This is a genomic window from Arthrobacter sp. 01N442, from assembly GCF_056399345.1.
On the sequence record NZ_JBFTRD010000002.1, the window covers coordinates 114740 to 139287 of the forward strand.

Below are 24548 nucleotides of genomic sequence, written 5' to 3' on the forward strand. Positions count from 1 at the left end.
TGCAGAAAGTAGCCTCATGAAGATCCGCAACAACGCGCTGGCGGGCATCGCCCTGGCCGCGACCGCCGCACTCAGCCTCGCAGCCTGTGGCTCCGGCAGCACTACCGGAGCCGACGGCAAGCCCGCCGGCGAGATCACGGTCTACAACGCCCAGCACGAATCACTCACCAAGGAATGGGTGGACGCCTTCACCGCGGAGACCGGTATCAAGGTCACCCTGCGCCAGGGCGACGACACCGAGATGTCCAACCAGATCGTCCAGGAAGGCGCGGCATCCCGCGCCGACGTGTTCCTCACCGAGAACTCCCCCGCCATGGCCCAGGTGGAAAACGCCGGGTTGTTCGCGGACGTTGACAAGGCCACCGTGGACCAGGTTCCCGCCGCCTTCCGCCCCTCCACCAACAAGTGGACCGGCATCGCCGCCCGCTCCACCGTGCTGGTCTACGACAAGGCCAAGCTGAGCCAGGACAAGCTGCCCAAGTCCATGCTGGATCTGGCCAAGCCGGAGTGGAAGGGCAAGTGGGCGGCGTCGCCCTCCGGCGCCGACTTCCAGGCGATCGTCTCCGCCCTGCTGGAACTCAAGGGCGAGGCCGCCACTGAGGAATGGCTCAAGGGCATGAAGGAGAACTACAAGGCGTACAAGGGCAACAGCACGGCCATGAAGGCGGTCAACGCCGGCGAGGTGGATGCCGCCCTGATCTACCACTACTACTACTACGGCGACCAGGCCAAGACCGGCGAAAACTCCAAGAACGTCACGCCGTACTACTTCAAGAACCAGGATCCCGGCGCGTTCGTGTCCGTCTCCGGCGGCGGCGTGCTCAAGTCCTCGAAGAACGCGGCCGCGGCCCAGGCCTTCCTGAAGTTCATCACCGGCAAGAAGGGCCAGGAGGTGCTGCAGAAGGGCACGTCCTTCGAGTACGCGGTCGGCTCGGACGTCCCGTCCAACGACAAGCTGGTTCCGCTCAAGGAACTGCAGGCACCCAAGGTCGATCCGGCCAAGCTGAACTCCGCCAAGGTCACCGAGCTGATGACCAAGGCGGGACTGCTCTAGGCAGTGACAAAAACGCTAACGGCTCCCGGAACCACCGGAAGCACGACGACGGCGGGCAGGGGCAAGCGCCCCCGCCCGCCTTTCGGCGTGTCCGTGGTGGCGATCCTGGCCGTCCTGATAGCCCTCTTTTCGCTGATTCCGCTCGGCTACGTGGCATACATGACGGTCGCCACCGGCTGGGACACCGCGGTGGGCCTGATTTTCCGCGCCCGGGTAGGCGAACTGCTGCTCAACACCGTGCTGCTCACCCTGGTCACCGTGCCGCTCTGCCTGGTCCTCGGGGTGGGCGGCGCGTGGCTGGTTGAACGCACCAGCCTCAAAGGCCACAAGTGGTGGGCTGTGCTGCTGGCCGCGCCGCTCGCGGTGCCGGCCTTCGTCAACAGCTACGCCTGGGTCTCCGCCGTGCCCTCGATGGGCGGACTCTGGTCCGGTGTGCTGATCGCGACGCTGTCCTACTTCCCGCTGGTTTACATCCCGGCGGCCGCGACCCTGAGCCGCCTGGACCCGGCGATCGAGCAGTCCGCCGCCTCTCTGGGCCTGGGCGCGTGGCGCGCCTTCTTCCGCGTGGTGCTGCCGCAGCTGCGGATCGCGATGACCGGCGGCGCGCTGCTGGTCTCGCTGCACCTGCTGGCCGAGTACGGCGCCTTCGCGATGATCCGCTTCGACACCTTCACCACCGCGATCATGGTCCAGTACCAGTCCACTTTCAACGGGACAGCCGGGAACATGCTGGCCAGCGTGCTGGTCTTCCTCTGCCTGATCCTGCTCCTGGTGGAGGTCCGCAGCCGCGGCACCGCCCGCTACGCCCGGGTGGGCTCCGGCGCGCAGGCCCGCGCCCTGCGCCTGCCGTTGCGCGGTTACCAGCTGCCGGCGCAGCTGTCGCTGCTGGCTTTGACCGCGCTGGCCTTCGGCCTTCCGCTGACCTTCGTGCTGCGCTGGATCTTCGCCGGCGGACCGGACATCTGGGCCGCCGAGGAGTTCCTGCCGGCGCTGCTGCAGACGCTCGGTTACGGCCTGGCCGGCGCCCTGGCCACCACCGTCATCGCGTTCCCGATGGCGTACCTCGCCGTGCGGCGTCCCGGCTGGTTCAGCAAGGCCCTGGAGCTCTCCAACTACGTCACCAGCTCCATGCCCGGGATCGTCGTGGGCCTGGCCTTCGTCACGGTCAGCATCCGGATGGCACCGGACCTGTACCAGACCACCGCACTGCTGATCGCCGCCTATGTGCTGCTGTTCGTGCCGCGGGCGCTGGTGAACCTCCGCTCCGGGCTCTCGCAGGCGCCGAAGGAGCTCGACGAAGCAGCCCAGGCCCTCGGCAAGCCGCCGCTGCTGGCGTTCCTCCGCGTCACCCTGCGGCTCACCGCCCCGGCCGCGGCCGGCGGCGCAGCCCTGGTGTTCCTGGGGATCGTGAACGAACTGACGGCCACGCTGCTGCTCTCGCCCAATGGAACCCGCACGCTGGCCACCGAGTTCTGGAGCAAGAGCAGCGAGATCGACTACGCCGGCGCCGCGCCGTATGCCTTGCTGATGATCCTGATCTCGGCACCGATGACCTACCTCCTCTTCCAGCAGTCCAAGAAAGCAGCGGGACAGTGACCGAACAAAACCCCTCCCGGCTTCCGGAACCACGGATCGCACCCTCCGTGGCGCCCAGCACCAACAGCCACCTGGAAGTCGAGGCCGTCACCAAGAACTTCGGTTCCCAGGCCGTCCTCAAGGGCGTCAACCTTTCCGTCGCGAAGGGCGGCACGACGGCGATCGTGGGGCCCTCCGGCTCCGGCAAGACCACACTGCTGCGGCTGATCGCCGGTTTCGAGCACCCGGACACCGGAAGCATCTCCCTTGATGGCCGCAAGGTGGCCGGCGACGGCGTCTGGGTGCCCGCGCACAAGCGCCACGTCGGCTACGTGGCCCAGGACGGCGCCCTCTTCCCGCACCTGACCGTGGGCCAGAACATTTCCTTCGGGCTGGACGCCGGCAAGCTGCCCGGCGGACACCGCGGCGTCAAGGCCCGTGTCGCGGAGCTGCTCGAAATGGTGGCACTGGACCCGGCCATGGCAAAGCGGCGCCCGCACCAGCTCTCCGGCGGCCAGCAGCAGCGCGTCGCCCTCGCCCGCGCCCTGGCCCGTGAGCCCGAGCTCATGCTGCTGGACGAGCCGTTCTCCGCGCTCGACGCCGGACTCCGCGTCGCCACCCGCCGCGCCGTCGGCAAGGTGCTCCACGACGCCGGCGTGACCACCATCCTGGTCACCCACGACCAGGCCGAGGCACTCTCCTTCGCGGACCAGGTGGCGGTGATGCGCGGCGGCAAGCTGGCGCAGATCGGCAACCCGTTCGTGGTGTACACCCGCCCCGCGGACCGGGCCACCGCAGAGTTCCTGGGCGACGCGGTCATCCTCGACGCCTGGATGGAGGGCTCCCTGGCCACCTGCTCGCTGGGCGGTATCCCGGTGCGCCGGCCCCCGGCGCAGGGCCGGGTCCAGCTCATGCTCCGGCCCGAGCAGATCCGGATCGCCGAGGACGGCCCCATCCGCGGCACCGTGGTGGACACGGACTACTTCGGCCCGGAGACCACGGTTCGGCTGAAGCTGGCGGTGCCCCCGGTCCTTGCCGAAGGCGCCGTTGCCGACCACCGCTACCCCGGTGGCGGCGAGATCATCACCATCCGGCACTGGAACGCGTCCATCGCCCGGCCCGGCACCGAACTGTGCCTGCGGGTGGTGGGTGAGGCCGTAGCCTTCCCGATGGAAGACACCGCGGAGGGCTAAGCCCCGCCGGCGCGGCATTCCAGGGCGGCAGACCCAGGCCTGGCACGCGGTCGGCCGCGCGGGCGGCCCTAGGCCCCGCCCGGACCCGCAACATAGGCTGGAGCGCATGACTGTTCAGCCAGCACTTCACCGTCAGCACTGTTCCGTGGCCGCCCCCACCCAGTTGTGGCTCGACGACGACGGCCGCCTCGCCGGCGCATCCGACGCCGGCTCAACCGACGGCGGCACCGGCACGGGCGGCTGGTTCACCGGGCTGCTGCACGGGGACACCCGGATGTTGTGCCGCGCCGACGTGACCGTCAACGGGTTCGCACCGGAACCCACCACGGTGGAGGCGTCCCCCGGCGGCATACTCCAGGTCCGCGGACTCGTGCGCGGCATCGAGGGGCCCACCGAGGATCCCGCCGTCGAACTGCTGCAGACCTGGACCGTCACCCCCGGCGCCGTGCGCGTCTCGCTGCGGCTGAGCACCTCGCTGGAGGCCCTGGACGCCGAAATCCAGGTGCAGCTGGCCGCGGACTTCACCGACATGACCGCCATCCGGCTCGGCCGCTACCGCGACCCGATGCACCCCTCTTCCGCGGATGATTCCTCGGTCCGTTGGAGCGAGGACGGCAAGACCTTGGCCGTCTCGGCGCCCGGCAGGGTGGCCGCCGGCGAGCGGCTGGTCTGGCGCGGGACGGCCGGACGCGGCAAACCGCTGGAAGCGGAATGGCAGGCAGTCCTGGCCGACGCCGAGGACGCCGTGGTGCCCGCGCCGCCGTCGGCCTCGCGCCGCGTCCGGGCCCAACCGGAAGGGGCACTGGGCCGGCTCCTCGACAACTCCCTCGACGAACTCGACGGGCTCCGGCTGGCGGGCCGCAAGGCGCCCGATGCGCCGTTCCTGGCAGCGGGCGCGCCCTGGTACTTCACCCTGTTCGGCCGGGACTCGCTGTGGGCGGCGCGGCTGATGCTGCCGCTGGACGCCGCCCTTGCCGCCGGAACCCTGCGCGCCCTGGCCGCTTACCAGGGCACCAAGACAGACCCAGCGGCGGCGGAAGAGCCGGGCAAGATCCTGCACGAACTGCGGGCCAAGGAACTCGTGCTGGAAAGCCAGGCCCTGCGGCTGCCCCCGGTGTACTTTGGCGCCGTCGACTCCACCCCGCTGTGGCTGTGCCTGCTGGGCGAACTCGGACGCGCCGGCACCGATGACGCCGCGGTGCGGTCGCTGTTGCCCAATGCCGCCCGCGCCGCGCAGTGGCTGCTGGCCGCCGGTGCCGCCGGCGTCGGCGCGGCCCCCGGGAATCCAGCCAACGGCGGCTTCCTCAGCTACCAGGACACCTCCGGCCACGGCCTGAGCAACCAGGGTTGGAAGGACTCCCGGGACGCCATGCAGTTCCGCGACGGCCGGCAGGCGGACGGCCCCATTGCGCTCTCCGAGGTGCAGGCCTACGCCTACCAGGCAGCCGTGGAGACCGCGGAATTGTTCGACTCGTACGGCGAACCCGGAGCCCAGGAGCTGCGCGACTTCGCCGCGGCGCTGAAACTGAACTTCCGCGAGCGCTTTTGGGTTGAGGATGACCTGGGCCGTTTCCCGGCCATGGCACTCGATGGCCACGGCGAACCGCTGGACATCCCCGGCTCCAATATGGGGCACCTGCTGGGCACCGGGATCCTCGACGCCGCGGAGTCGCGCCTGGTGGCCGACCGGCTGCTCAGCCCGGACCTATTCTCCGGCTACGGCCTGCACACCCTCTCCCGGCGCGCGGCGGGATTCTGGCCCTTCAGCTACCACTGCGGCTCGGTCTGGAGCCACGACACCGCCATCGCGATCCGGGGCCTGCTCAGCGACGGCTTCCTTGACGAGGCACGGGTACTGGCAGAGGGCCTGCTGGCGGCCTCGGAGTCATTCGGCCACCGGCTCCCCGAGCTGTTCGCGGGCGTCACCGCGGCGGAATCGAGGCGGGCGGTACCGTATCCCGCCTCCTGCCACCCGCAGGCGTGGTCCTCAGCCTCTGCGGTGGTGCTCGCCCAGACCCTCGGCGTGGCGTTCTAGGTCGGCTGCGTCCTCGCGTGTCTCCTCGCTCGTGTCCTCGCCTGCTTCCTCGGCTGCGGCCGAAGACCGGGCGCCCCGCAGGCCATCCACCAGGACCACGAGGCCGGTAACGGCGACGGCCAAGCCGAGCGAGGCCACGACGTCGGTCAGCCAGTGGTAGCCGAGGTAGAGCCGGCTGAAGGCGACAAGCAGCGTGCCGAGGGCAGCCGCCGCATAGGCGAGCACCGCCGTCGAGCGCCGTGCCGTGCGTGCGCCAGCGCTGCCCAGCAAGAGATACACCAGCACCAGCAGGAAGACGCCGGCACCGAGGGTGTGTCCGGAGGGGAAGGACAGGGCGTCGTCGGGTCCCATCAGGAAGCCGGCGGCCGAGGGCCTGCCGCGCGCCACCTCGTGTTTGATCACCGTGGACACCGCGAAGGCCGCCACCATCGCGCCGAGGAGCAGTCCCGGACGCCAGATTTCGCGCTTCCGCACCGCCCAGCCAAGGGCGAGCAGGCCCCCGATGACCGTCATCCAGCCCGGTGAGGTGACCGTACTGACGGCCGCCAGGATCCCCGTGGCGATGGGCGATCGGCCCTCCACCAGGGCGTCGTGGACGCCGCCGTCGAGCAGCGCGAGCCCCGAGTCGGTTTGGACTGCGGCCAGCATGAGCCAGAACACGGCCTCGCCGCCCACCAGCAGGCCCGCGGCGGCAAAGAACAGCGTGCGCTGCGAACGCGGGGTGCGGAGGACGCCGCGGGAGGACCCGCGTTCGGTGTTAAGCATTGGACCATTTTGCCAGCCCAGGCTGTCGGGACCCCGGACGGTTACCGGGAAGTCGCTGAAGGCCCGGCGTGCGGCCGCCGGCTTTGCGGGTGCGGCGTTTCGAAGCGTGCGAGCATCTCCACGAAGCCGGCGATCTTCCGTTCCCGGGTGGCGGCCTGTTTGACCGCGTTGGTCCGGTAGATCAGCGCATAGCGGTTCACGGACGTTAACACCTCGAACATGGCCTGCGCCCGCGGGTCCGCCGCGATCGCCGCGGCAAGGTCCTCCGGCACTTCGGCCGAGGCCTGGCCTGAGTAGGCCGCTTCCCAGCGGCCATCGGCCTTGGCGCTTTCGACGGCGGCGCGCCCGGCCGCGGTCATCCGGCCGGCCGCTTCGAGGCGCCCGACGCGCTCCACGTTCCGCGCCGACCACACACTCTTCGGGCCGCGCCGGGTCATCCGCTGGAAAGATGTCTCGGCGTCCCGCCGCCTGCCCTGGCCGTCGATCCAGCCAAAGCACAATGCCTCCTGCACGGCGGCCTCATAGTCGAGTTCGGTCACCGAGCCGCCCTTCTTGTGCAGCACCAGCCACACGCCGGGGCTGTCCGCGTGGTGCTGCTCCAGCCAGGCACGCCACTCGGCCGCGTCGTTCACCAGCAGTTCCCTTAGCTCAGCAGCCATGGCACCATTGTGCTCCCAGCCCCCACCCACCCGGGAGATACCAATGCTGCGTGTCCGTCCCATCCATTTCACGTCCCGCCTCGATCAGTGGGAGCGACTGCTGACCGACCTGGGCATGGTTAAGACCGTCGACGAGCCCACCTGGCGGGAGTTCGACGCCGGTGCCGGCCGGCTGGCGCTGCACTTCGCCGAGGAAGGGTCTGCGGCGGATGGCACCACCTCGTTCGGCGTCGAGGTCGGGGACCTGGCGGAGTTTGCCCGGCGCACCAACGAAGCTGGCGCCTCGGCTGGCAGCACAGGTGGCCCCACGGCGGAGCTGATCGATGCCGACCACGGTTCCTCCTGCCGGGTCTCGTCGCCGGACGGGTTCAGCTTCCTGGCCGACCCCGCCACCCCCGCGGCCGACGGAAGCTGGTCCACCGATGCCGAGGCGGACCCGGACCTGGCCGTGGTCGCCGTCTGGTTCGCGTCCGACCCGGGGGCCGCGGCCCAAACCTTGCGCGACATCGGCGCTCGGCCCCGCCCCGTGCCGGGAGCCACCGGCGTCGGCGTCTCAGGTGCTGACACCTTCGAAACGGAAGCGTTCACGGCGAAGAACGGCGGCGTCCTGATGGTCGGCGCCGCCGGTCCCGCGGCAGGCGCCGGGACCGCAGGGCTGGCTTTCGAATACGACGGTGACCTTGACGCCTTGCGGGAGCGGCTCGGGGACGCCGGGCACGACGTCGCCGTCGTCGAGGAAGCCGCCGTACCGCTCCTGCACGTCTTCAATCCCGATGCGGACGGCACCGCCGCCCACCCGCATGCCCTGTGGATCGCGGCGGCCCCGGAGCCCGCATAGGCAGGGTAACCACGCCCGGGGAACGGGTATGGGGTAGAACTTAACCATGAACGTTCGCACTCCCGACCCCAATCCCGGCTGGCTTTCCGACGACGATCTCTTCGAGGCCCGCGGCCGGCTGCCCATGGTCTACGTCGAGGCCGTGCCGGTCCGGCTTGACCCGCTCGGGTTCGTGAACGAGGTCGGCACTCTGCTGCAGGCCGACGAGGACGGCACCATGGTCCGGTCCCTCGTGTCCGGCCGGGTGCTGTACCGCGAGACCATCCGGGCCGCCCTGCTGCGCCACATGGAAAAGGACCTCGGCCCGCTCGCGTTCCCGCAGCTGCCGATCAGCCCGGTCCCTTTCACGGTGGCGGAATACTTCCCCTCCCCGTCGCACACCGGCTTCACCGACGACCGGCAGCACGCCGTCGCGCTGGCCTACATCATCCCCGTCACCGGCGAATGCTCACCGCGGCAGGATGCCCTGGAACTGACCTGGATGACCCCGGAGGAAGTCATGAGCTCGGACGTGCAGCTGGAGTTCAGCGGCGGCCGCGGTGCCCTGATCCGCCAGGCGCTGGCGTACGCGGGCGTCGGCCACTAGGAGACTCTGCCCGGGAGCCGCTGGACCGTCCGGGGACGCCCGGCCCACCCCCGCGTCCCCGACTTCGCGCGCCGGTCTTTGTAGACTGTTGAGCGGACCGAAGAGAAGTTAAGGACTCCAGATGACCCACCCCACAGCCTCACTGAGCTACAGCGAACGGCAGGCGGGATCTCTGCAGACCGGGGATCTGCTGCTCCTGCCCGACGCCACGCGCACCGCCGAAATCCAGCGCGTGGACATCGACAATGACGATTTCGGTTCCCCCGCCATCGTGCGCGCAACCCTCACCGGGGGCGGCGTGCTGCGGATCGCCGCCGGCACCACGGTCCTGATCCAGGACGCCGTTCTTGAGGCGCCGGGGCTGTCGCCGGACGACGCCGGCCGGCGGGACGACGATGCTCCGCTGCCCGGTTCCGTCGAGCCCTCCCCTGCCTCCATTCTTTCCGACGCCGACGGCGCCTCCGATGGGGCCTCCGACGACGACGGCGCCGCTCCGGGACTGCAGGCAGTTCCGCTCCGGGGCGCGGAGGACGGCCGTCCGACGTCGACGCCGGCCGTCGTCGTTCCACCCCCTCCGTTGGCCCCGCCGGTCGCCAGCGGGCCGAGCGAAGCCGACCTGGCCCTGATCCCCATCGCGGCGGGCACCCCGGAATCCGTGGTGGAGGCCGCGGCCGAGGCGCACCCCGAGGCGCTGGGAGTGCTTCTGCTCAGCGACCGCCTTACCAAAGGCATCAACACCAAGTCCGGCAGCTGCCTCAAGGACCTGAGCGATCTGGCCCATGAACTGTTTGTCGTGCTCAAGGACGCCGACAACGCGCTTGCCGTTGCGGACCTGCTCAACGTGCTGCCTTTCGACGGGAACCCCGGCCGCTGGGCGTCGGTGGAGGCCTCGCTCGCGCTCTCCAGCTACATTTGCCGCCAGCGCGGCGAAGATGACCGCGCTGCTGTGTACGAGAAGTTCCTGCGGGCGCCGGACGCGATGGAGACGGACCCGTTCAAGGCCCGGATCAACGCCAAGGTTCGCCAGCGCTCCCTCAACGAGCCGAACCTGTACGACAAGGAAATCTTCCGCGCCATCGACAATTCCAACCCGGACGCGGAGCGCGAATGGCGGCTGCTGCGGCTCGAGGCCCTGCTCTTCCTGCGTGCGCACGGCGGCTCGCAGACCATCGGCGGCCCCGAAATTGAGCGCCGCATCGGCAACGAACTCGAGTCCGTCCGCTCCTGAGCACGGCGCTGGCCGCGGGCGGCTTCGGGCACCGTTTGGCCCTACCCCGGTGCGGCCCGGCGTTGTAGATTCACCCCCATGACGAACAATCTCAGCGTGGTGATCAACTCCGACGCGCAGCAGGTCTGGACGATGCTGCGCGAACCCGCGAAGGTAGCCCAGTGGCACGGCTGGGAGGCCGACGACCAGGCCGCCGAGATCAACGCGATCTACTTCGGTCCCAACGTGGTAGAGAGCGCGGACCACACTTCACTCGTCGTCGACGGCGGCGACATCTTCACCCTCAAACCGGTCCCCAACGGCACGGAAGTCAGCGTGACGCGCGCTGCAATCGACCACAACTCGGAGTGGGCGGCCTGGGACGAAGACATCACCCAAGGCTGGCTGACCTTCCTGCACCAGCTCCGATTCGCCCTGGAACGGCACCCGCACGGCAAACGGCGCACCTTCTTCTTCTCCGTGCCCGGGACCGAGGGCTCCGCGATTGAAAAACTCGGCCTGGCAGACGTGCCCGCCCCCGGGGAGCCGTATTCGCTCACCCTGGCGACGGGCGAAGAGATCTCCGGGAAGGTCTGGTTCCGCAGCAACCACCAGGTGGGCCTGACGGTCCACGGTTACGCCGAGCACGGGGACGGGCTGCTGATTGTGGCGGACCAGCCCGTCATCCCCGAGGTCCGGCCCGACGGCGGCTCGCTGGGGATCATCTCCACTTACGATCTCGGCGCGCACCAGCTCGAAGCAACCCGCAGCCACTGGGACACCTGGCGGGCTGAGAACTACCCCACATCGGACCCGCTGCACTAAGGTTTCCGCGGTGTTAGCTGGCACACTTGAACGGTGCCAGCTAACACCGAACCCACCTCTTCATCCCTGCTGCCTGCCCGGCAATCCGAGTTTTCCTTCCGGGTGGGCAAGCGCCTGAGCGAAACGTGCGCGCCGTCGGACGCGCAGGTCGCGGAGAACGGCGGGGAATTCCTGGGCCGGACCGGCACCATCACCACCCCGCACGGTGAGATCCAGACGCCGGCGTTCATCGCCGTCGGCACCAAGGCCACGGTCAAATCCGTGTTGCCCGAGTCCGTCGCCGAGCTCGGCGCGCAGGCCGTGCTGGCCAACGCCTACCACCTCTACCTGCAGCCGGGCGCGGACATCCTGGACGAGGCCGGCGGGCTGGGCGCGTTTATGAACTGGCGGGGGCCGACGTTCACGGACTCCGGCGGGTTCCAGGTGATGAGCCTCGGTTCCGGGTTCAAAAAGGTCATCGACATGAAATCCGTCGACCACTCCGGCCCGGACGACGCCGTCGCCCCCGGCAAGGAACGCCTGGCCCACGTGGACGAGGAGGGCGTCTGGTTCAAGAGCCACCTCAACGGCGACCGGCACCGCTTCAGCCCCGAAATCTCCATGAATGTGCAGCACCAAATCGGCGCGGACATCATGTTCGCCTTTGATGAGCTGACCACGCTGCAGAACTCCCGCGGCTACCAGGAGGAGTCGCTGGAGCGCACTCGTCGCTGGGCCGAACGCTGCATCACCGAGCACTTCCGGCTCACGGAAGAGCGCGCCGGGAAGCCGTATCAGGCGCTCTTCGGCGTCATCCAGGGCGCCCAGTACGAAGACCTGCGCCGCAAGGCCTGCCGGGACCTCGGCGCGATGAACTTCGACGGCTTCGGCATCGGCGGGGCGCTGGAGAAGGAAAACCTGGGCACGATCGTGCGCTGGTGCAACGAGGAACTGCCGGAGAACAAGCCGCGGCATTTGCTGGGCATCTCCGAGCCGGACGACATCTTCACCGCGATCGAGAACGGCGCGGACACCTTCGACTGCGTCTCGCCCACCCGCGTGGCCCGCAACTCGGCCTTCTACCACCCCAACGGCCGGTTCAACCTCTCCGGAGCCATGTACAAGCGCGACTTCGGTCCGCTGCAGGAAGGCTGCGATTGCTACGCCTGCCTGAACTACTCCCGCGCCTACATCCACCACTTGTTCAAGGCCAAGGAAATGGTCTCGGCCACCCTGATCTCCATCCATAACGAACGTTTCGTGGTGAAGATGGTCGACGACGCCCGCCTCGCAATCGAGAACGGCACCTTCTTCGAGTTCAAGGCCGAGACCCTGGGGCGGTACTACTCCTAGGATCGCGGTTCCTTCTGCCGTTCCCTCCCGCCCGTTCCCTCCCGCCGTTTCGACGGTTCCCTGCGCGTTCGACGCGGGTAAACGTCGAGCGCGCAGGGAACCGTCGAAATGGCGTCGGATAGGCTGGCCGGATGGTTATCGAGATTCCCGCCGCAGACGGAACAGCCGAGGCCCTAGTGGCCCGCCCCTCCACCGGCGAGGGCCCCTTCCCGGGCGTCATCCTGTACATGGACGCCTTCGGGCTGCGCCCCCGCATGCAGGACATGGCGCAGCGCATCGCCGACTGGGGCTACGTCGTCCTGGCCCCGAACGTCTTCTACCGCGAAGGGACGGCGTCCGAGCTCGCCCCGGCAGGGGACATGACGACGCCGGAGGGCCGCGAGGCTGCCGGCGCGGCAGCCTTCCCGCGGGTCGGGCGCCTCACCGCGGACAAAGCGCTGCCGGATATTGACGCGTGGGTGGCTGCCCTTGGCAAGCTCGACGGCGTCGCGCCCGGCCCGATCGGCGTCACCGGCTACTGCATGGGTGCACGGCTTGCCGTCCGCACCGCCACCGCCCACCCGGACGCGGTGGCAGCCTGCGGCGGCTTCCATGGCGGCGGCCTCGCCACCGACGAGCCCGACAGCCCGCACCTGGGACTCGGCAACGCCCGCGCCCGGTTCGTCTTCGGCCACGCCGACCATGACCGAAGCATGGACGCCGACGCCGTCGCCCGGCTCGGTGCGGCCCTGGACGGGGCGGGCTTGGATGCCAGCAACGAGGTTTACGCCGGGGCACCCCATGGCTACTCGATGGCGGATACCTCCGCTTTCCACCCCGAGGCCACCGAACGGCACTTCCGCGAGCTCCGCGAACTCCTGGACGGCACGCTCGAGGCCTGACGCGGGCGCTCCCCCAGCGCCCTCGACCGGGACCTGGTCCCGGCGCCGTTTCGACGGTTCCCTGCGCGTTCGACGCGGGTAAACGTCGTCCCCGCGGGGAACCGTCGAATCGGCGATATCCACATACGCCCACGGATCCCTTCAGCGCGCCGGGCGCGTGGTCAAAGCTGGTCCCATGCCTACAAAACTTCCCGGTGACGGGACCCTCTGGCGCACGGACCAGCTCCTGGCCTCCGGACTCAATGCCCGCGCCATCGCCGTGCTCGTCCGCGACGGAAGCCTGGTCCGGCTTCGCCGCGGCTGCTACGGCCGGGGCGACTGGTGGCGGGACCTTGACGCCCCGTCCCGCCGTCGTCAGCTGATTTCTGCCCACGCGCTCGGAACGTTGACGACGTCGGCGGGCGGATTCGTGTACAGCCACGTCTCGGGTGCCAGCCTCCACAGACTTCGGCTGTGGAAGGTCGATGACCGCGTGCACCTCACCCAGGCCGGCTGCCCCTCGGGGATTTCGCATGGGCGCGACGTCGTCGCCCACACCAGGCGGGTGGCAAGCCGCGAGCTGTGCTTCGTGGACGGATGGCCTTGCACGTCCCTGGAGCGCACCGTCGTCGACTGCTGCCTGATGTTTACCGTGCCGCAGGCCGTGATCCTGGTCGATCATGCGGCCCGTCTCGGAGCGGACCTTGGCATGATCCGCGCTGCGTGTGATGCCCTCGCCGGCCGCAACGGTGTGGTCGCGCTGCGCCGGGCGCTCGAACTGGTCGATGCCCGCTCGGAGTCCGCCGGCGAGAGCCTCACGAGGGAACTGCTGCACCGGCTCGGGATCAGGCCGCCGGAACTGCAATACAGCGTCCTGACCCCGCTCGGGGAATACCGGATGGACTTTGCCTGGCCAAAGGTCAAGGTTGCCCTCGAGTTCGACGGCAAGGGCAAGTACTTCGAATACCGGCCCACCGGGGAGGTCCTGTTCGCAGAGCGGCAGCGGGAGAAGGCGCTGACGGAGCAGGGCTGGATATTCCTGCGGATCGAATGGAAGCACTTGTTCAACGAGGTGGAGTTCAAATACCGGGTTCTCAGGGCGTTGAACCGCGGCGCCGGGGCCGATTCATCCCCGTTTCGACGGTCGGCTGCCGGCTAGGCGTTTCGCAGCGTCGAGCGGGCTCGGAACCGTCGAAACGGACGGGGTGGCGCAGGCGCCGCTAGACCGCCCCGTAACTCGGTTCGCGCCTCTTGACCCAGCCAATGGCGAGCGTGGTCAGCGGCACGAAGGCGAACTCCACGAGGGTTTTGTACAGGAAACCCACGAGGACGTAGTTCACAAACATCGCGACGTCGGAGATGCCGATGACGGAGGCGGCGATGCTGCAGAAGATCAGCGTGTCCACGAATTCGCCGGCCACCGAGGAGCCCATGATCCGGGCCCAGAGCGATTTCTCCCCGGTCCGTGCCTTCATTCTCACCAGGATCCAGGAGTTGATGGTCTGGCCGGCGAGAAAAGCCAGGAGCGAGGCGAGCACGATCTGCGGGACCGGGCCCAGGGCACCTTCCAGCGCGGACTGCTTGGCCGCGCCGTATTCGTCGTCGAAGCCGGGCAACGCGATGATCACCCAGTAGCAGAGCGACGCGAAGACGGACAGTGCGAAGCTGGTGATGATGGCCTTACGCGCGACCCTGAAGCCGTAGACCTCGCTGATGACGTCGCCCAGGATGTAGGCCAACGGGAAGAGGAAGAACCCGCCGTCGGTGATGATCGGACCGATCGCCACGCCCTTGGAGGCGCCGATGTTGGACAGGATCAGCACCACGGCCATGACGGCCAGCATGATGCCGAAGTATGGGGACCCGATCGAGGCGAACTTTGGCGGGGCCGCAGCCGGCAAGGTCTTGGCGGAAGTCATGTGTGGGTCCATTCTTAGTGGTTCGCTCGGCGGTCCGTGACGCGTGCACGCCCGGGACGGCCGGCTGTATTAGCACTGGGGGTTCCTGCGGCAGGTGGCCCGGAACCGTCTCTATTCTCCCACCTACCCGGCACGCTTCCGGCGTCACTCCCGCGCAGCCGTTAACGACGACGGTGCGCCGTTTCGACGGTTCCCGGCCAATTCGACGCTGCGGAGCGTCGTGGGCGCAGGGAACCGTCCAAACGGCGAACTTACCGAAGTACCTTAGCGGCGCGAGGCCTCCACGAGGTCCTTGCCGTCGTCCTCGCGGGCGGCGGCGGGATGCCAGGCGTGGCCCTGCTCGTGGTCCAGGTGCGTGGACTTCTTGTTCTTCAGCGCGAAGATGTAGACCAGCAGCGAGATCGCGATGGCCACGGTGACGTAGGTGAAGAAGAGCTCCTCCTGGCCGGCCTTCTGCAGCGCCGCACCAATCAGCGGAACGGTGCCGCCGAAGAGCGAGTTGGCGATCGCGTAACCCAGTCCGACGCCGAGGGCGCGGATGGACGCAGGGAACAGTTCGGCCTTCACCAGGGCGTTGATCGAGGTGTAGCCGCCGACGATCAGCAGGCCGCCCATCATCAGCAGGAACGCGGTGAACGGGTCCTTGGTGCCGGCCAGGGTGGAGAGCAGCGGCCAGGTGAAGAGCACGCCGGTGATGCCGAACCAGAGCAGCAGCGGCTTGCGGCCCACCTTGTCCGAGATGATGCCGTAGACCGGCTGGAGCAGCATGAAGATGAACAGCGCCCAGAAGTTGATCACGGAGGTGTCCGTCTTGGCGATGCCGGAGGTGTCGTTCATGAACTTCAGGATGAAGTTTGTGTAGGTGTAGAACGCCACGGTGCCGCCGAGGGTGATGCCGATGCAGACCAGCAGCGGCTTCCAGTAGCTGGTGAACAGCAGCTTCATGGTGCCCGGCTGTGCTTCGCCGGCCACCGCGGGGGCCTTCGCGGCCTCGATCTGTTCGGCCGAGACGGTTTCTTCCATCGACCGGCGCAGCCACAGGACCACGAGGGCCGCGACGCCGCCGATCGCGAACGGGATGCGCCAGCCCCACTCGCCCAGGTCCGCCTTCGGCATCACGTTCTGCAGGATGACGAGGACCAGCAGGGCCAGCATCTGGCCGCCGATCAGTGTGACGTACTGGAAGCTGGAGAAGAAGCCGCGGCGCTTGGTGGTGGCGGCCTCGGACATGTAGGTGGCGCTGGTGCCGTACTCGCCGCCCACCGAGAAGCCCTGGATCACGCGGATGAGGACCAGCAGGATCATCGCCCACAGGCCGATCACCTGCTGGGTCGGGAGGACCGCGATGGCGAAGGACCCGGCGGACATCATCGTCACGCTCAGGGTCAGGGCGGCCTTGCGGCCCTTGCGGTCGGCGTAGCGGCCGAAGAACCAGGCACCGATCGGGCGCATCAGGAACGACGTCGAGAACACGGCCATCGCCTCGAGCCCGGCCTGCAGGTCGTCCTTGGAGTTGAAGAAGTGCGACTGGAAATACGCCGCGAAGACTGTGTAGACGTAGAGGTCGTACCACTCGACAAGGTTGCCGGCCGAGCCTTTGAGGATGTTGCCGACGGCTTTTCGTGTCTGGGCCGCTTCGGACAGTTGGGTGCTCATCAATGAACCTTCCTGGATCCGGCGTCGCAAGGCAGCAACACCGTCCGCCACCTTAGTTGCCGTGATTCAGAACACTTGGGTTTTGGTCATATTGGTCATGAGCACAATGCGGCCGGTTTTCCGTGAGTGGCAGGATGGGTCCATGACTTCTTTCGCTGTGGACAACGTGACCTCCGACGCCGACGCCTACCCCGCCATAGCCCTGACCATCGCCGGTTCCGAGGCGACCGGCGGCGCGGGCGCACAGGCAGACCTGAAGACCTTCCAGGAACTGGGCGTTTTCGGCATCGCGAACCTGACCTGCATCGTCTCCTTCGATCCGAAGGACAACTGGAACCACCGCTTCGTCGCGGTGGACCAGCAGGTTATCGCCGACCAGCTCGAGGCCACGACGGCGGCGTACGGCGCCGCGTCCGGCGCACCCTCCGTGTTGGATACGGTCAAGATCGGCATGCTCGGCAGCCCGGACGCCATTTCCACGGTGGCCTCCACGCTGGCCGATTCCGCCTTCCGCAACGTGGTGCTGGACCCGGTGCTGATCTGCAAGGGCCAGGAACCGGGCCACGCCCTGGATACCGACCAGGCCCTCAAGGCGCAGATCCTGCCGCTGGCCACGTTCGTCACGCCGAACCACTTCGAGGCCGAATCGCTCTCCGGGCTGGAGATCACCGACGTCGAATCCCTCAAGGCCGCGGCCGTCCGCATCCACGAGCTGAGCGGCGCCGCCGTGCTGGCCAAGGGCGGCGTGCGCCTGACCGGGCCGGACGCCGTCGACGTCTACTACGACGGCGAAACCCTGGAAGTCCTGTCCGCGCCGAAGGTGGGCGAGGTGGCGGTCTCCGGCGCCGGGTGCTCACTGGCCGCCGCGGTCACGGCCGAGCTGGCCAAGGGCGCCACGCCGCTGGAGGCAGCCCGCACGGCCAAGGAGTTCGTCACCGCGGGAATCCGGAACCGGGTAGCCTCGGGCGCCCCGTTCGACGCCCTCTGGCAGGGCGGCCCGCGCTAACCAGCCGCACTCACCCCGGACGCTCCCTCACATCCGGCGCTTCCCGCCGCGACCCTCCCTCACATCCGGCGCCAATTTTCCCGACGCTCCCTCACATCCGGCGCCAATCCTCCCGACGCTCCCTCACATCCGGCGCTTCCCCTCCCGACGCTCCCTCACATCTTGTGAGGGAGCGTTCGGGATTTCCCTGCCGAATGTGAGGGAGCGTTCGGGATTTTCCTGCAGAATCTGAGGGAGCGTCTCAGGAGGGGCTGGGGTTCGAAACAGTGCCCATGAACACGGGCAGTCCGGTTTCGATGTGGACGATCTCGTAGAGGAACGGCCGGTCGAAGCGGATCGCTTTTGTCTGCACCGCGCCGCTCACCGCTTTCGCGTTGATCTGGGTCACGGCGGCGGCGACGGTGCCCTTCTCCGCCACGGTGATGTTGACGGCTTGCGCTGCCTGCGTGATCTGCAGTCCCGGCTGGATCGCGTTGAAGTCGGACGCGGTTTCAAGCATTTCCCGCAGGCCCAGTCTGGCGAAGACCCTGCGCAGCTCGAAGCTACTCTGGTGGTCCCACCGGGGCAGGAAGATTTGAGTGGGGATGGGCGCCGCCGCTTCGAGGGCACTTGTGGCGTCCGCGAAGACGTTCGTGCCGGGCATGGCGGCCCCGGAATCCGGCAGAACCAGCCGCATCACGAACCCATCTGCATAGGGAAGGTCGACGGCTTGCCAGCCCTTGCCTTGGGCAAAGGAGAGGTCCCGGACGCCGGACATGGTGGGGACGGTGACTTGGAGGCCGTCCGCCGTCGTGAATGGCCGGTCGGCGGTGTCGGTCGGGTCGAAGGGGACCTTCCAGGCCGAGGCGAAGTACACGGCATTGAGCACGCTGAAGGTGTTGTCTTTGCCGTATCCGGCCGGGGCCTTCTTGATCCGGCCACCGGTGTTCTTGTTCACCCAGGCGTCGATCGCGGGTCGAGTGGCTTTCTCATCCTGGAAATTCACGGGATACACGCCGGTCCCATAGTAGCGAGCCAAGGAATCGAGATAGCGCTCCCCGGTAGGAACTCCCTTGTCCACGAAGAGCCCATTCGCGGCGTGCAGGACGGGCCGGCGCGGAGGGTTCTTTTCGTCCACCGAGCCGGGGTCGCCGTCGAAGGATTCCAAGGACGCGAGCAGGGCATTCAAGGCTTCGTCGCGGTGCTCCGCGGGGAGGCCGAGGGCCCTGTCCATCTCGGCGGCGGTCGCCCCGGTTGCGCCGGTCCGCAGCATGGTAAGGGCAACCAGCAGGCTGGTCGGGGACGCAACGACGTTGCCAGCGTCGCCACTGTCTGCGAGCAGTGCGGCACCGAGCTTTCGCGCCGACGCCCGGAGCGTGGCCAGCTCGGCCGGGTAGGCGGACCGGTCCACCGAAACCCGTTCGACGCCGTCGGCCCTGAGCAGCGCCGGCGGCGAGGCCGTGCAGGCCGACAAGACCAGCGCCAGCGCCGCAGCCGCCGCGGTTGTAAGAATCCTTAGCCTGGATTTCTGCTTCATCGCGCCCCCAAAAGCCCGCACAATGGCGTAAAACGGCGGGGATCCGCCTACGGCCAGTCAAGCACCGGCACCGGGAAAGCGCGACCGCACCCCGGTCACGATTTGGCGCCGTTTCGGGGTCGACCCGGTCCGTTTCGACGTCGGCCCGGTCCGTTTCGACGGTTCCCTGCCCGCTCGACGTATCCCGACGTCGACTCCGCACGGAACCGTCGAATCGGGGCAACCGCGGCCCCCTGCGGAACCGTGTCCGGTCAGCGCCGCGGGATGTTGCGCAGGTTGCTTCGGGCCATGCTCACGGCCTCGCCGGCGCCGCGGTTCAGCACCACCTTGGACATGGCCGTGGCGAAGCCCAGAATCTGGGCGCCCTTGATCTTCGGCGGGATGGACAGTGCCTTGGGATCCGTGATGAGCTCCACGAGGGACGGTCCGGGGTGGGCGAACGCTTCCCGGTACCCATCCTCGATCTTGGCCGGGTCCGTGACGCGGACGGCGTGGAACCCGAGGGCGCGGGCGACCTGTGCGTAGTTGGCGTCCGGAACATCCACGCCGAAGTCGGGCAGTCCGTCCACCAGCATCTCCAGCTTGACCATGCCGAGCGTCGAGTTGTTGAACACCACCACGTTGACCGGCAGCCGGTGCGCCGCGACCGTGATCAGCTCGCCCAGCAGCATCGACAGGCCGCCGTCGCCGGACACCGAGACCACCTGCCGTCCCGGGTACGCCAGCTGGGCGCCGATCGCGTGCGGCAGCGCGTTGGCCATGGAGCCATGCAGGTAGGACCCAATCAGCCGCCGGGTGCCCAGCGGGTTGATGTAGCGCGCGGTCCAGACGTTGCACATGCCGGTGTCGGCCGTGAAAACTGCGTCCTCGGCCGCGACCTGGTCCAGCAGCGAAGCGGCGTACTCGGGGTGGATCGGCTGGGTCTTCTCCACCTTGCGGGTGTACGCGCCGACGGCCTTGTTCATCAGCCGGTCGTGCTTTTTGAGCATTGCATCGAGGAAGCGGCTGCTTTTCTTCGCCTTGAGCAGCGGCATCAGCGCGGCGAGCGTGGGCAGCACGTCACCGTGCACGGCGATGTCGACGTCGGTGCGCCGGCCCAGGTTCTGCGCGGCCCGGTCCACCTGCGCCGTCCGGGTCCCCGGGAGGAACTGGTCATAGGGGAAGTCCGTGCCCAGCAGGATCAGCAGATCCGCGTCCTCGATCCCCTCGGCCGCGGCGCCGTAGCCGAGCAGGCCGGTCATGCCGATGTCGTAGGGGTTGTCGTACTGCATGAAGTCCTTGCCGCGCAGCGAGTGCCCGATCGGGGCCTTCACAAGCTCGGCGAGCGCGATCACCTCGTCATGCGCGCCGTCGACGCCGGCCCCGGCGAAGATGGCGACCTTCCCGGCGTCGTTGATGGCGTCCGCTAGCTCCCGCACGCTGGCGGGGTCGGGCACCAGCGCGGCCGGCCGGAACGCCGCCGGCGCTGGCGTTTCGGCGGTCGCCTCGAGTCCGGCGATGTCGCCCGGCAGGGTCACGACGGCGACGCCACGGAGGGCGACGGCGTGCTGGATGGCGCTGTGCATGACCCGCGGCGCCTGTTCTGCGGTGCTGATGAGTTCGGAGTAGACCGAGCATTCGTTGAACAGCCGGGCCGGGTGGGTTTCCTGGAAGAAGCTGCTGCCGATCTGCTTGCTCGGGATGTGCGAGGCGATGGCGAGCACCGGGGCGCCGGAGCGGTTGGCGTCGTACAAGCCGTTGATCAGGTGCAGGTTGCCCGGGCCGCAGGAGCCGGCGCAAACCGCAAGCTTGCCGGTCAGCTGGGCCTCGGCTGCGGCGGCGAAGGCGGCGGCTTCTTCATGCCGGACGTGGATCCAGTCGATCCCGCCCTTCGCGGCGCCCCCGGTCTTCCGGACGGCGTCGACGATCGGGTTCAGGCTGTCGCCAACAATCCCGTAAATGCGCTGCACGCCGGCAGCCTGGAGTTGTTCGACAAGCTGGGTGGCAAGTTCCTTGGCCATGGGTGCACGCTCCCGCGAGGTAGGTCGATGAGCTGACACTGGCCAATATAGTCCGCTCACCTCCCGAGCCTCTCCCAGAGGACTCTCCCTCAGATCCGGCACCCTACCCACAGACGCTCCCTCAAATCCGGCAGCAAAACGACAGACGCTCCCTCAGCTGCTCTGAGGGCGGGTCCAGCGAACCCGTGTCGGACGTGAGGCACCGTCGCCCAAAAACCCGCCGAACCTGAGGGAGCATCCCCCAAAAACCCGCGAGACGTGAAACCCGCCGGACCTGAGGGAGCGTCGCCACGAAACGCGCCGAACCTGAGGGAGCGTCGGGGTCCGGGTCGGGAGCGTCGGAGCCAGGGTCGGGGGGTGCTCAGGAGCCGGAGTGGGCCTGCAGGAAGGAGTAGACCTCGGTCTCGTCCACGCCGGGGAAGGCGCCGGGCGGCATTGCGGCGAGCAGGTGAGAGTGGGCGCGGGCCGAGGGCCAGGCGTTGCCGGCCCACTCCGAGGCCAGGGCGGCCGGCGGTCGCTTGCAGCAGCTCTCGTCCGGGCAGGTCGACTTGGACCGTTCCGTGGTGTCGCGGCCGCGGAACCACTTGACCTGCGCATAGGGCACCCCCACGGAGAGCGAGAATTCGCCGTTCGCGGAGCGCTCGGTCCGGGCCGTGCACCAGTACGTCCCGGCTGGGGTGTCCGTGTACTGGTTGTAGGCACTGAACTTGTCCGGCACGTCGAACACCACGCGGGAGGTCCAGTTCTTGCACGAGGGCTGGCCCTCGATGGCGCCGGTGTGGTCCTGCGGGAACGTCACGCCGTCGTTCTCGTACGCCTTGTAGATGATTCCGCTCTTGTGCGTCTTCTGGAAGTGCGTGCGGAGGTCCAGGTGCTCGGTGGCGAGGTTGGTGAACCGGTGCGCGGCGGTCTCGTAGGACACCGCAAACGCGTCGCGGATGTCCTCCACCGCGATTTCCTTGGCCGCCTTGGCGCGTTTCAGGAACTCGACGGTGGCCTGCTCGGGCAGCAGCAGTGCGGCGGCGAAGTAGTTCGTGGCGACCCGCTGCATCAGGAAGTCGCCGTAGTTCGTGGGGGTCTGGTGGCCCAGGACGTAGTGGCCCAGGGCCTGCAGCAGCACCGAACGGGGGTCGTGGTCGCTCCGGGCGTTCTGCGTGAGGTAAATTCTGCGGTTCTTCAGATCCGTCACCGAGCGGGTGGAATGCGGCAGGTCGCCCACATGGTGCAGACTGAATCCGAGGTGTCCGGCAATGTCCGCGATGACATGGTGGGACAGCGGGCCGGACGTGTGGCCAACGGACGCGAGGACCTTCTGCGCCTCCGCCTCGTACTCCGGGAAGTAGTTGTTCCGCTCCCGCATCATGGCGCGCAGCTCGCCGTTGGCACGGCGGGCTTCCTCCGGCGTCGCGACCTGCTCGTTGAGGCGGCGCTCCAACTCATGCTGCAGGCCCACCATGGACTCCAGTACGTCCATCGGCAGCCTTGAACTGATGCGGATTTTGGGCAGGTTCAGGGACTCGTAGATCGGGCTGCGCTGGTAGCGCTCCAGCTCAATCTCCAGGGCCGCGCGGCGGTTGGGCGGTTCCGCGCCGAGCAGTTCGTCGATGCTGACGCCGAGCGCCGCGGCGAGCTGCTGGAGCAGCCCGAGCTTGGGTTCGCGCTTGCCGTTTTCGATCAGGCTCAGCTGGCTCGGGGCGGTTCCGACGGCGGCACTCAGGTCATCAAGCGTCAGCCCCGCCGCCTTGCGCAAATGGCGGACACGGCGGCCCATGCTAATGACGTCCACCTCGGGCGTGACGGGCGAAGGCGAGGACGAAGCCTGGCGATTCCAACTGGCGGGATGCATTTATTGAGAATATGCGAAGAACCGCATTTCTTTCCATACTTTTGGTCTAGAAACCCCTTGGAAAGTGCAGAAAAGTAGTTCTCACAGAAAGATTCACCACCCGGACAACCGGCCAGCAAACCGCAGCGACGCAGGCTGGCCGGCCCCGGATCCACCAAGGAGACAAAGATGACTGCAGCATTTGAGCCCACCCAGCAGCCGTCCAGCCAGGACACAACAGAGCAGGCCGCCGCCCTGGAGCTCGAGTGGGCCGCCAACCCCCGCTGGGAAGGTGTCACTCGGGATTACTCAGCGTCCGACGTCGTCCGCCTCCGCGGCCGGGTCTCCGAGGAACACACCCTGGCCCGCCGTGGCTCCGAGAAGCTGTGGAAGCAGCTCACCGAGGAGCACAAAGAGGGCAAGTACACCAACGCCCTGGGCGCCCTGACCGGCAACCAAGCCGTGCAGCAGGTCAAGGCCGGCTTGCGGGCCATCTACCTCTCCGGCTGGCAGGTAGCCGCCGACGCCAACAACTCCGGCCACACCTACCCGGACCAGTCGCTCTACCCGGCGAACTCGGTCCCCACCGTGGTCCGCCGCATCAACAATGCCCTGCTCCGCGCCGACCAGATCGAGTTTTCCGAGGGCATCCAGACCGTTGAGGACTGGATGGTGCCGATCGTCGCCGACGCCGAGGCCGGCTTCGGCGGCCCGCTCAACGCCTACGAGCTGATGAAGTCCATGATCCAGGCCGGCGCCTCCGGTGTGCACTGGGAAGACCAGCTCGCCTCGGAGAAGAAGTGCGGCCACCTCGGCGGCAAGGTCCTGATCCCCACCCAGCAGCACGTCCGGACGCTGAACGCGGCCCGGCTGGCCGCCGACGTCGCCGGTACGCCGTCGGTCATCATCGCCCGCACCGACGCCGAGGCGGCCACCCTGATCACCTCCGACGTCGACGAGCGCGACCAGGAATTCATCACCGGCGAGCGCACCCCGGAGGGCTTCTACAAGGTCCGCAACGGCATCGAACCCTGCATCGCCCGGGCCAAGGCCTACGCCCCCTACTCCGACCTGATCTGGATGGAGACCGGCACCCCGGACCTGGAGCTGGCCCGCAAGTTCGCCGAGTCGGTCAAGGCCGAATTCCCGGACCAGATGCTGTCCTACAACTGCTCGCCGTCGTTCAACTGGCGCAAGCACCTCGACGACGACACCATTGCGAAGTTCCAGCGCGAACTCGGCGCCATGGGCTTCACCTTCCAGTTCATCACCCTGGCCGGCTTCCACGCCCTGAACTACTCGATGTTCGACCTCGCCCACGGCTACGCCCGGGAAGGCATGAGCGCCTACGTCGAGCTGCAGGAGAAGGAATTCGCCTCCGAAGCACGCGGCTACACCGCCACCAAGCACCAGCGCGAAGTCGGCACCGGCTACTTCGACGACATCGCCACCGCGCTCAACCCGAACGCATCCACCCTCGCCTTGGTCGGATCGACCGAAGAGGGCCAGTTTCACTAATCCCCAGCCGCCCCCTCCGCTCGCAAGCTCGCGAGGGAACCCGGCGGCTGTGGGCCCATCTCGCCGCCCCGGTGAGCTGGTCAGCCAGCTCACCGGAAGGCACGACGGCGGCCGGCACCTCGGGGTGAGCCACCGGGGGCCGGGAAAGGTAATCCGGAAGCGTGCGTAAAAGGGGCCCT

20 protein-coding genes are annotated in these 24548 nt (G+C 68.2%); 13 read left to right on the forward strand and 7 right to left on the reverse strand.

Translation table 11 applies throughout. The annotated features are described in order from the left end of the window. Positions 1 to 16: 16 nt before the first annotated feature. The 4 genes from AC1DNC_RS02885 to AC1DNC_RS02900 all read left to right on the forward strand — a co-directional run bounded on the left by AC1DNC_RS02885 (position 17) and on the right by AC1DNC_RS02900 (position 5857). Positions 17 to 1054, forward strand: coding sequence for an iron ABC transporter substrate-binding protein (locus tag AC1DNC_RS02885; RefSeq protein WP_476861060.1), 1038 nt, complete (start codon positions 17 to 19; stop codon positions 1052 to 1054). Between the two features lie 3 nt (positions 1055 to 1057). Next, entirely contained in the window at positions 1058 to 2650 is a 1593-nt protein-coding gene (locus tag AC1DNC_RS02890) for an ABC transporter permease (protein WP_476861061.1), read from the forward strand. Then, entirely contained in the window at positions 2647 to 3822 is a 1176-nt protein-coding gene (locus AC1DNC_RS02895; protein WP_476861062.1) for an ABC transporter ATP-binding protein, read from the forward strand. Before AC1DNC_RS02890 ends, AC1DNC_RS02895 begins: the two co-directional genes overlap by 4 nt. 106 nt (positions 3823 to 3928) lie before the next feature. Further along, positions 3929 to 5857, forward strand: a complete 1929-nt coding sequence (locus AC1DNC_RS02900) for a glycogen debranching N-terminal domain-containing protein (RefSeq protein WP_476861063.1) — start codon at positions 3929 to 3931, stop codon at positions 5855 to 5857. Here AC1DNC_RS02900 and AC1DNC_RS02905 read toward each other — a convergent pair. Together AC1DNC_RS02905 and AC1DNC_RS02910 are read right to left on the reverse strand one after the other, a co-directional pair. Then, the gene (locus AC1DNC_RS02905; protein ID WP_476861064.1) at positions 5810 to 6622 is read right to left on the reverse strand and encodes a phosphatase PAP2 family protein; all 813 of its coding nucleotides are present in this window, start codon (positions 6620 to 6622) and stop codon (positions 5810 to 5812) included. The genes AC1DNC_RS02900 and AC1DNC_RS02905 overlap by 48 nt on opposite strands. 41 nt (positions 6623 to 6663) lie before the next feature. Continuing rightward, positions 6664 to 7281, reverse strand: coding sequence for a YdeI/OmpD-associated family protein (locus AC1DNC_RS02910; RefSeq protein WP_476861065.1), 618 nt, complete (start codon positions 7279 to 7281; stop codon positions 6664 to 6666). Positions 7282 to 7324: 43 nt separating this feature from the next. Here AC1DNC_RS02910 and AC1DNC_RS02915 point away from each other — a divergent pair, with 43 nt between their 5' ends. The 7 genes from AC1DNC_RS02915 to AC1DNC_RS02945 all read left to right on the forward strand — a co-directional run bounded on the left by AC1DNC_RS02915 (position 7325) and on the right by AC1DNC_RS02945 (position 14088). Beyond that, positions 7325 to 8119: a VOC family protein gene (locus AC1DNC_RS02915; RefSeq protein WP_476861066.1), complete on the forward strand. Its 795-nt coding sequence runs from the start codon at positions 7325 to 7327 to the stop codon at positions 8117 to 8119. 46 nt (positions 8120 to 8165) lie between these two features. After that, positions 8166 to 8705 (forward strand): NUDIX hydrolase family protein, encoded by a 540-nt coding sequence (locus tag AC1DNC_RS02920; RefSeq protein ID WP_476861067.1) that lies wholly within the window; start codon positions 8166 to 8168, stop codon positions 8703 to 8705. Positions 8706 to 8826: 121 nt separating this feature from the next. Next, complete coding sequence (locus AC1DNC_RS02925; RefSeq protein WP_476861068.1) at positions 8827 to 9933, forward strand: DUF6707 family protein; 1107 nt, start codon at positions 8827 to 8829, stop codon at positions 9931 to 9933. A gap of 78 nt (positions 9934 to 10011) precedes the next feature. Then, on the forward strand, positions 10012 to 10737 hold the full coding sequence (locus AC1DNC_RS02930) for an SRPBCC family protein (protein WP_476861069.1): 726 nt from the start codon (positions 10012 to 10014) through the stop codon (positions 10735 to 10737). A gap of 33 nt (positions 10738 to 10770) precedes the next feature. Beyond that, on the forward strand, positions 10771 to 12069 hold the full coding sequence (gene tgt / locus AC1DNC_RS02935) for a tRNA guanosine(34) transglycosylase Tgt (protein WP_476861070.1): 1299 nt from the start codon (positions 10771 to 10773) through the stop codon (positions 12067 to 12069). Between the two features lie 131 nt (positions 12070 to 12200). After that, complete coding sequence (locus AC1DNC_RS02940; protein ID WP_476861071.1) at positions 12201 to 12950, forward strand: dienelactone hydrolase family protein; 750 nt, start codon at positions 12201 to 12203, stop codon at positions 12948 to 12950. Between the two features lie 175 nt (positions 12951 to 13125). Further along, complete coding sequence (locus AC1DNC_RS02945) at positions 13126 to 14088, forward strand: type IV toxin-antitoxin system AbiEi family antitoxin domain-containing protein (RefSeq protein ID WP_476861072.1); 963 nt, start codon at positions 13126 to 13128, stop codon at positions 14086 to 14088. A gap of 61 nt (positions 14089 to 14149) precedes the next feature. Here AC1DNC_RS02945 and AC1DNC_RS02950 read toward each other — a convergent pair whose 3' ends face one another. Together AC1DNC_RS02950 and AC1DNC_RS02955 are read right to left on the reverse strand one after the other, a co-directional pair. Further along, complete coding sequence (locus AC1DNC_RS02950; RefSeq protein ID WP_476861073.1) at positions 14150 to 14848, reverse strand: queuosine precursor transporter; 699 nt, start codon at positions 14846 to 14848, stop codon at positions 14150 to 14152. Positions 14849 to 15112: 264 nt separating this feature from the next. Next, entirely contained in the window at positions 15113 to 16504 is a 1392-nt protein-coding gene (locus AC1DNC_RS02955; protein ID WP_476861074.1) for an MFS transporter, read from the reverse strand. A gap of 142 nt (positions 16505 to 16646) precedes the next feature. Here AC1DNC_RS02955 and AC1DNC_RS02960 point away from each other — a divergent pair, with 142 nt between their 5' ends. Further along, the gene (locus AC1DNC_RS02960) at positions 16647 to 17510 is read left to right on the forward strand and encodes a hydroxymethylpyrimidine/phosphomethylpyrimidine kinase (RefSeq protein ID WP_476861075.1); all 864 of its coding nucleotides are present in this window, start codon (positions 16647 to 16649) and stop codon (positions 17508 to 17510) included. Positions 17511 to 17751: 241 nt separating this feature from the next. Here the strand turns inward: AC1DNC_RS02960 and AC1DNC_RS02965 are convergent, their stop codons facing one another. From AC1DNC_RS02965 to AC1DNC_RS02975, 3 genes are all read right to left on the reverse strand, one after another. After that, positions 17752 to 19026, reverse strand: a complete 1275-nt coding sequence (locus AC1DNC_RS02965) for a serpin family protein (RefSeq protein ID WP_476861076.1) — start codon at positions 19024 to 19026, stop codon at positions 17752 to 17754. 251 nt (positions 19027 to 19277) lie between these two features. Beyond that, positions 19278 to 21026: a pyruvate dehydrogenase gene (locus tag AC1DNC_RS02970; protein WP_476861077.1), complete on the reverse strand. Its 1749-nt coding sequence runs from the start codon at positions 21024 to 21026 to the stop codon at positions 19278 to 19280. A 361-nt stretch (positions 21027 to 21387) separates the two neighbouring features. Beyond that, positions 21388 to 22872: a helix-turn-helix domain-containing protein gene (locus tag AC1DNC_RS02975; protein ID WP_476861078.1), complete on the reverse strand. Its 1485-nt coding sequence runs from the start codon at positions 22870 to 22872 to the stop codon at positions 21388 to 21390. Positions 22873 to 23040: 168 nt separating this feature from the next. Here AC1DNC_RS02975 and aceA point away from each other — a divergent pair, with 168 nt between their 5' ends. Then, the gene (gene aceA / locus AC1DNC_RS02980; protein ID WP_476861079.1) at positions 23041 to 24369 is read left to right on the forward strand and encodes an isocitrate lyase; all 1329 of its coding nucleotides are present in this window, start codon (positions 23041 to 23043) and stop codon (positions 24367 to 24369) included. Positions 24370 to 24548: the final 179 nt, after the last annotated feature.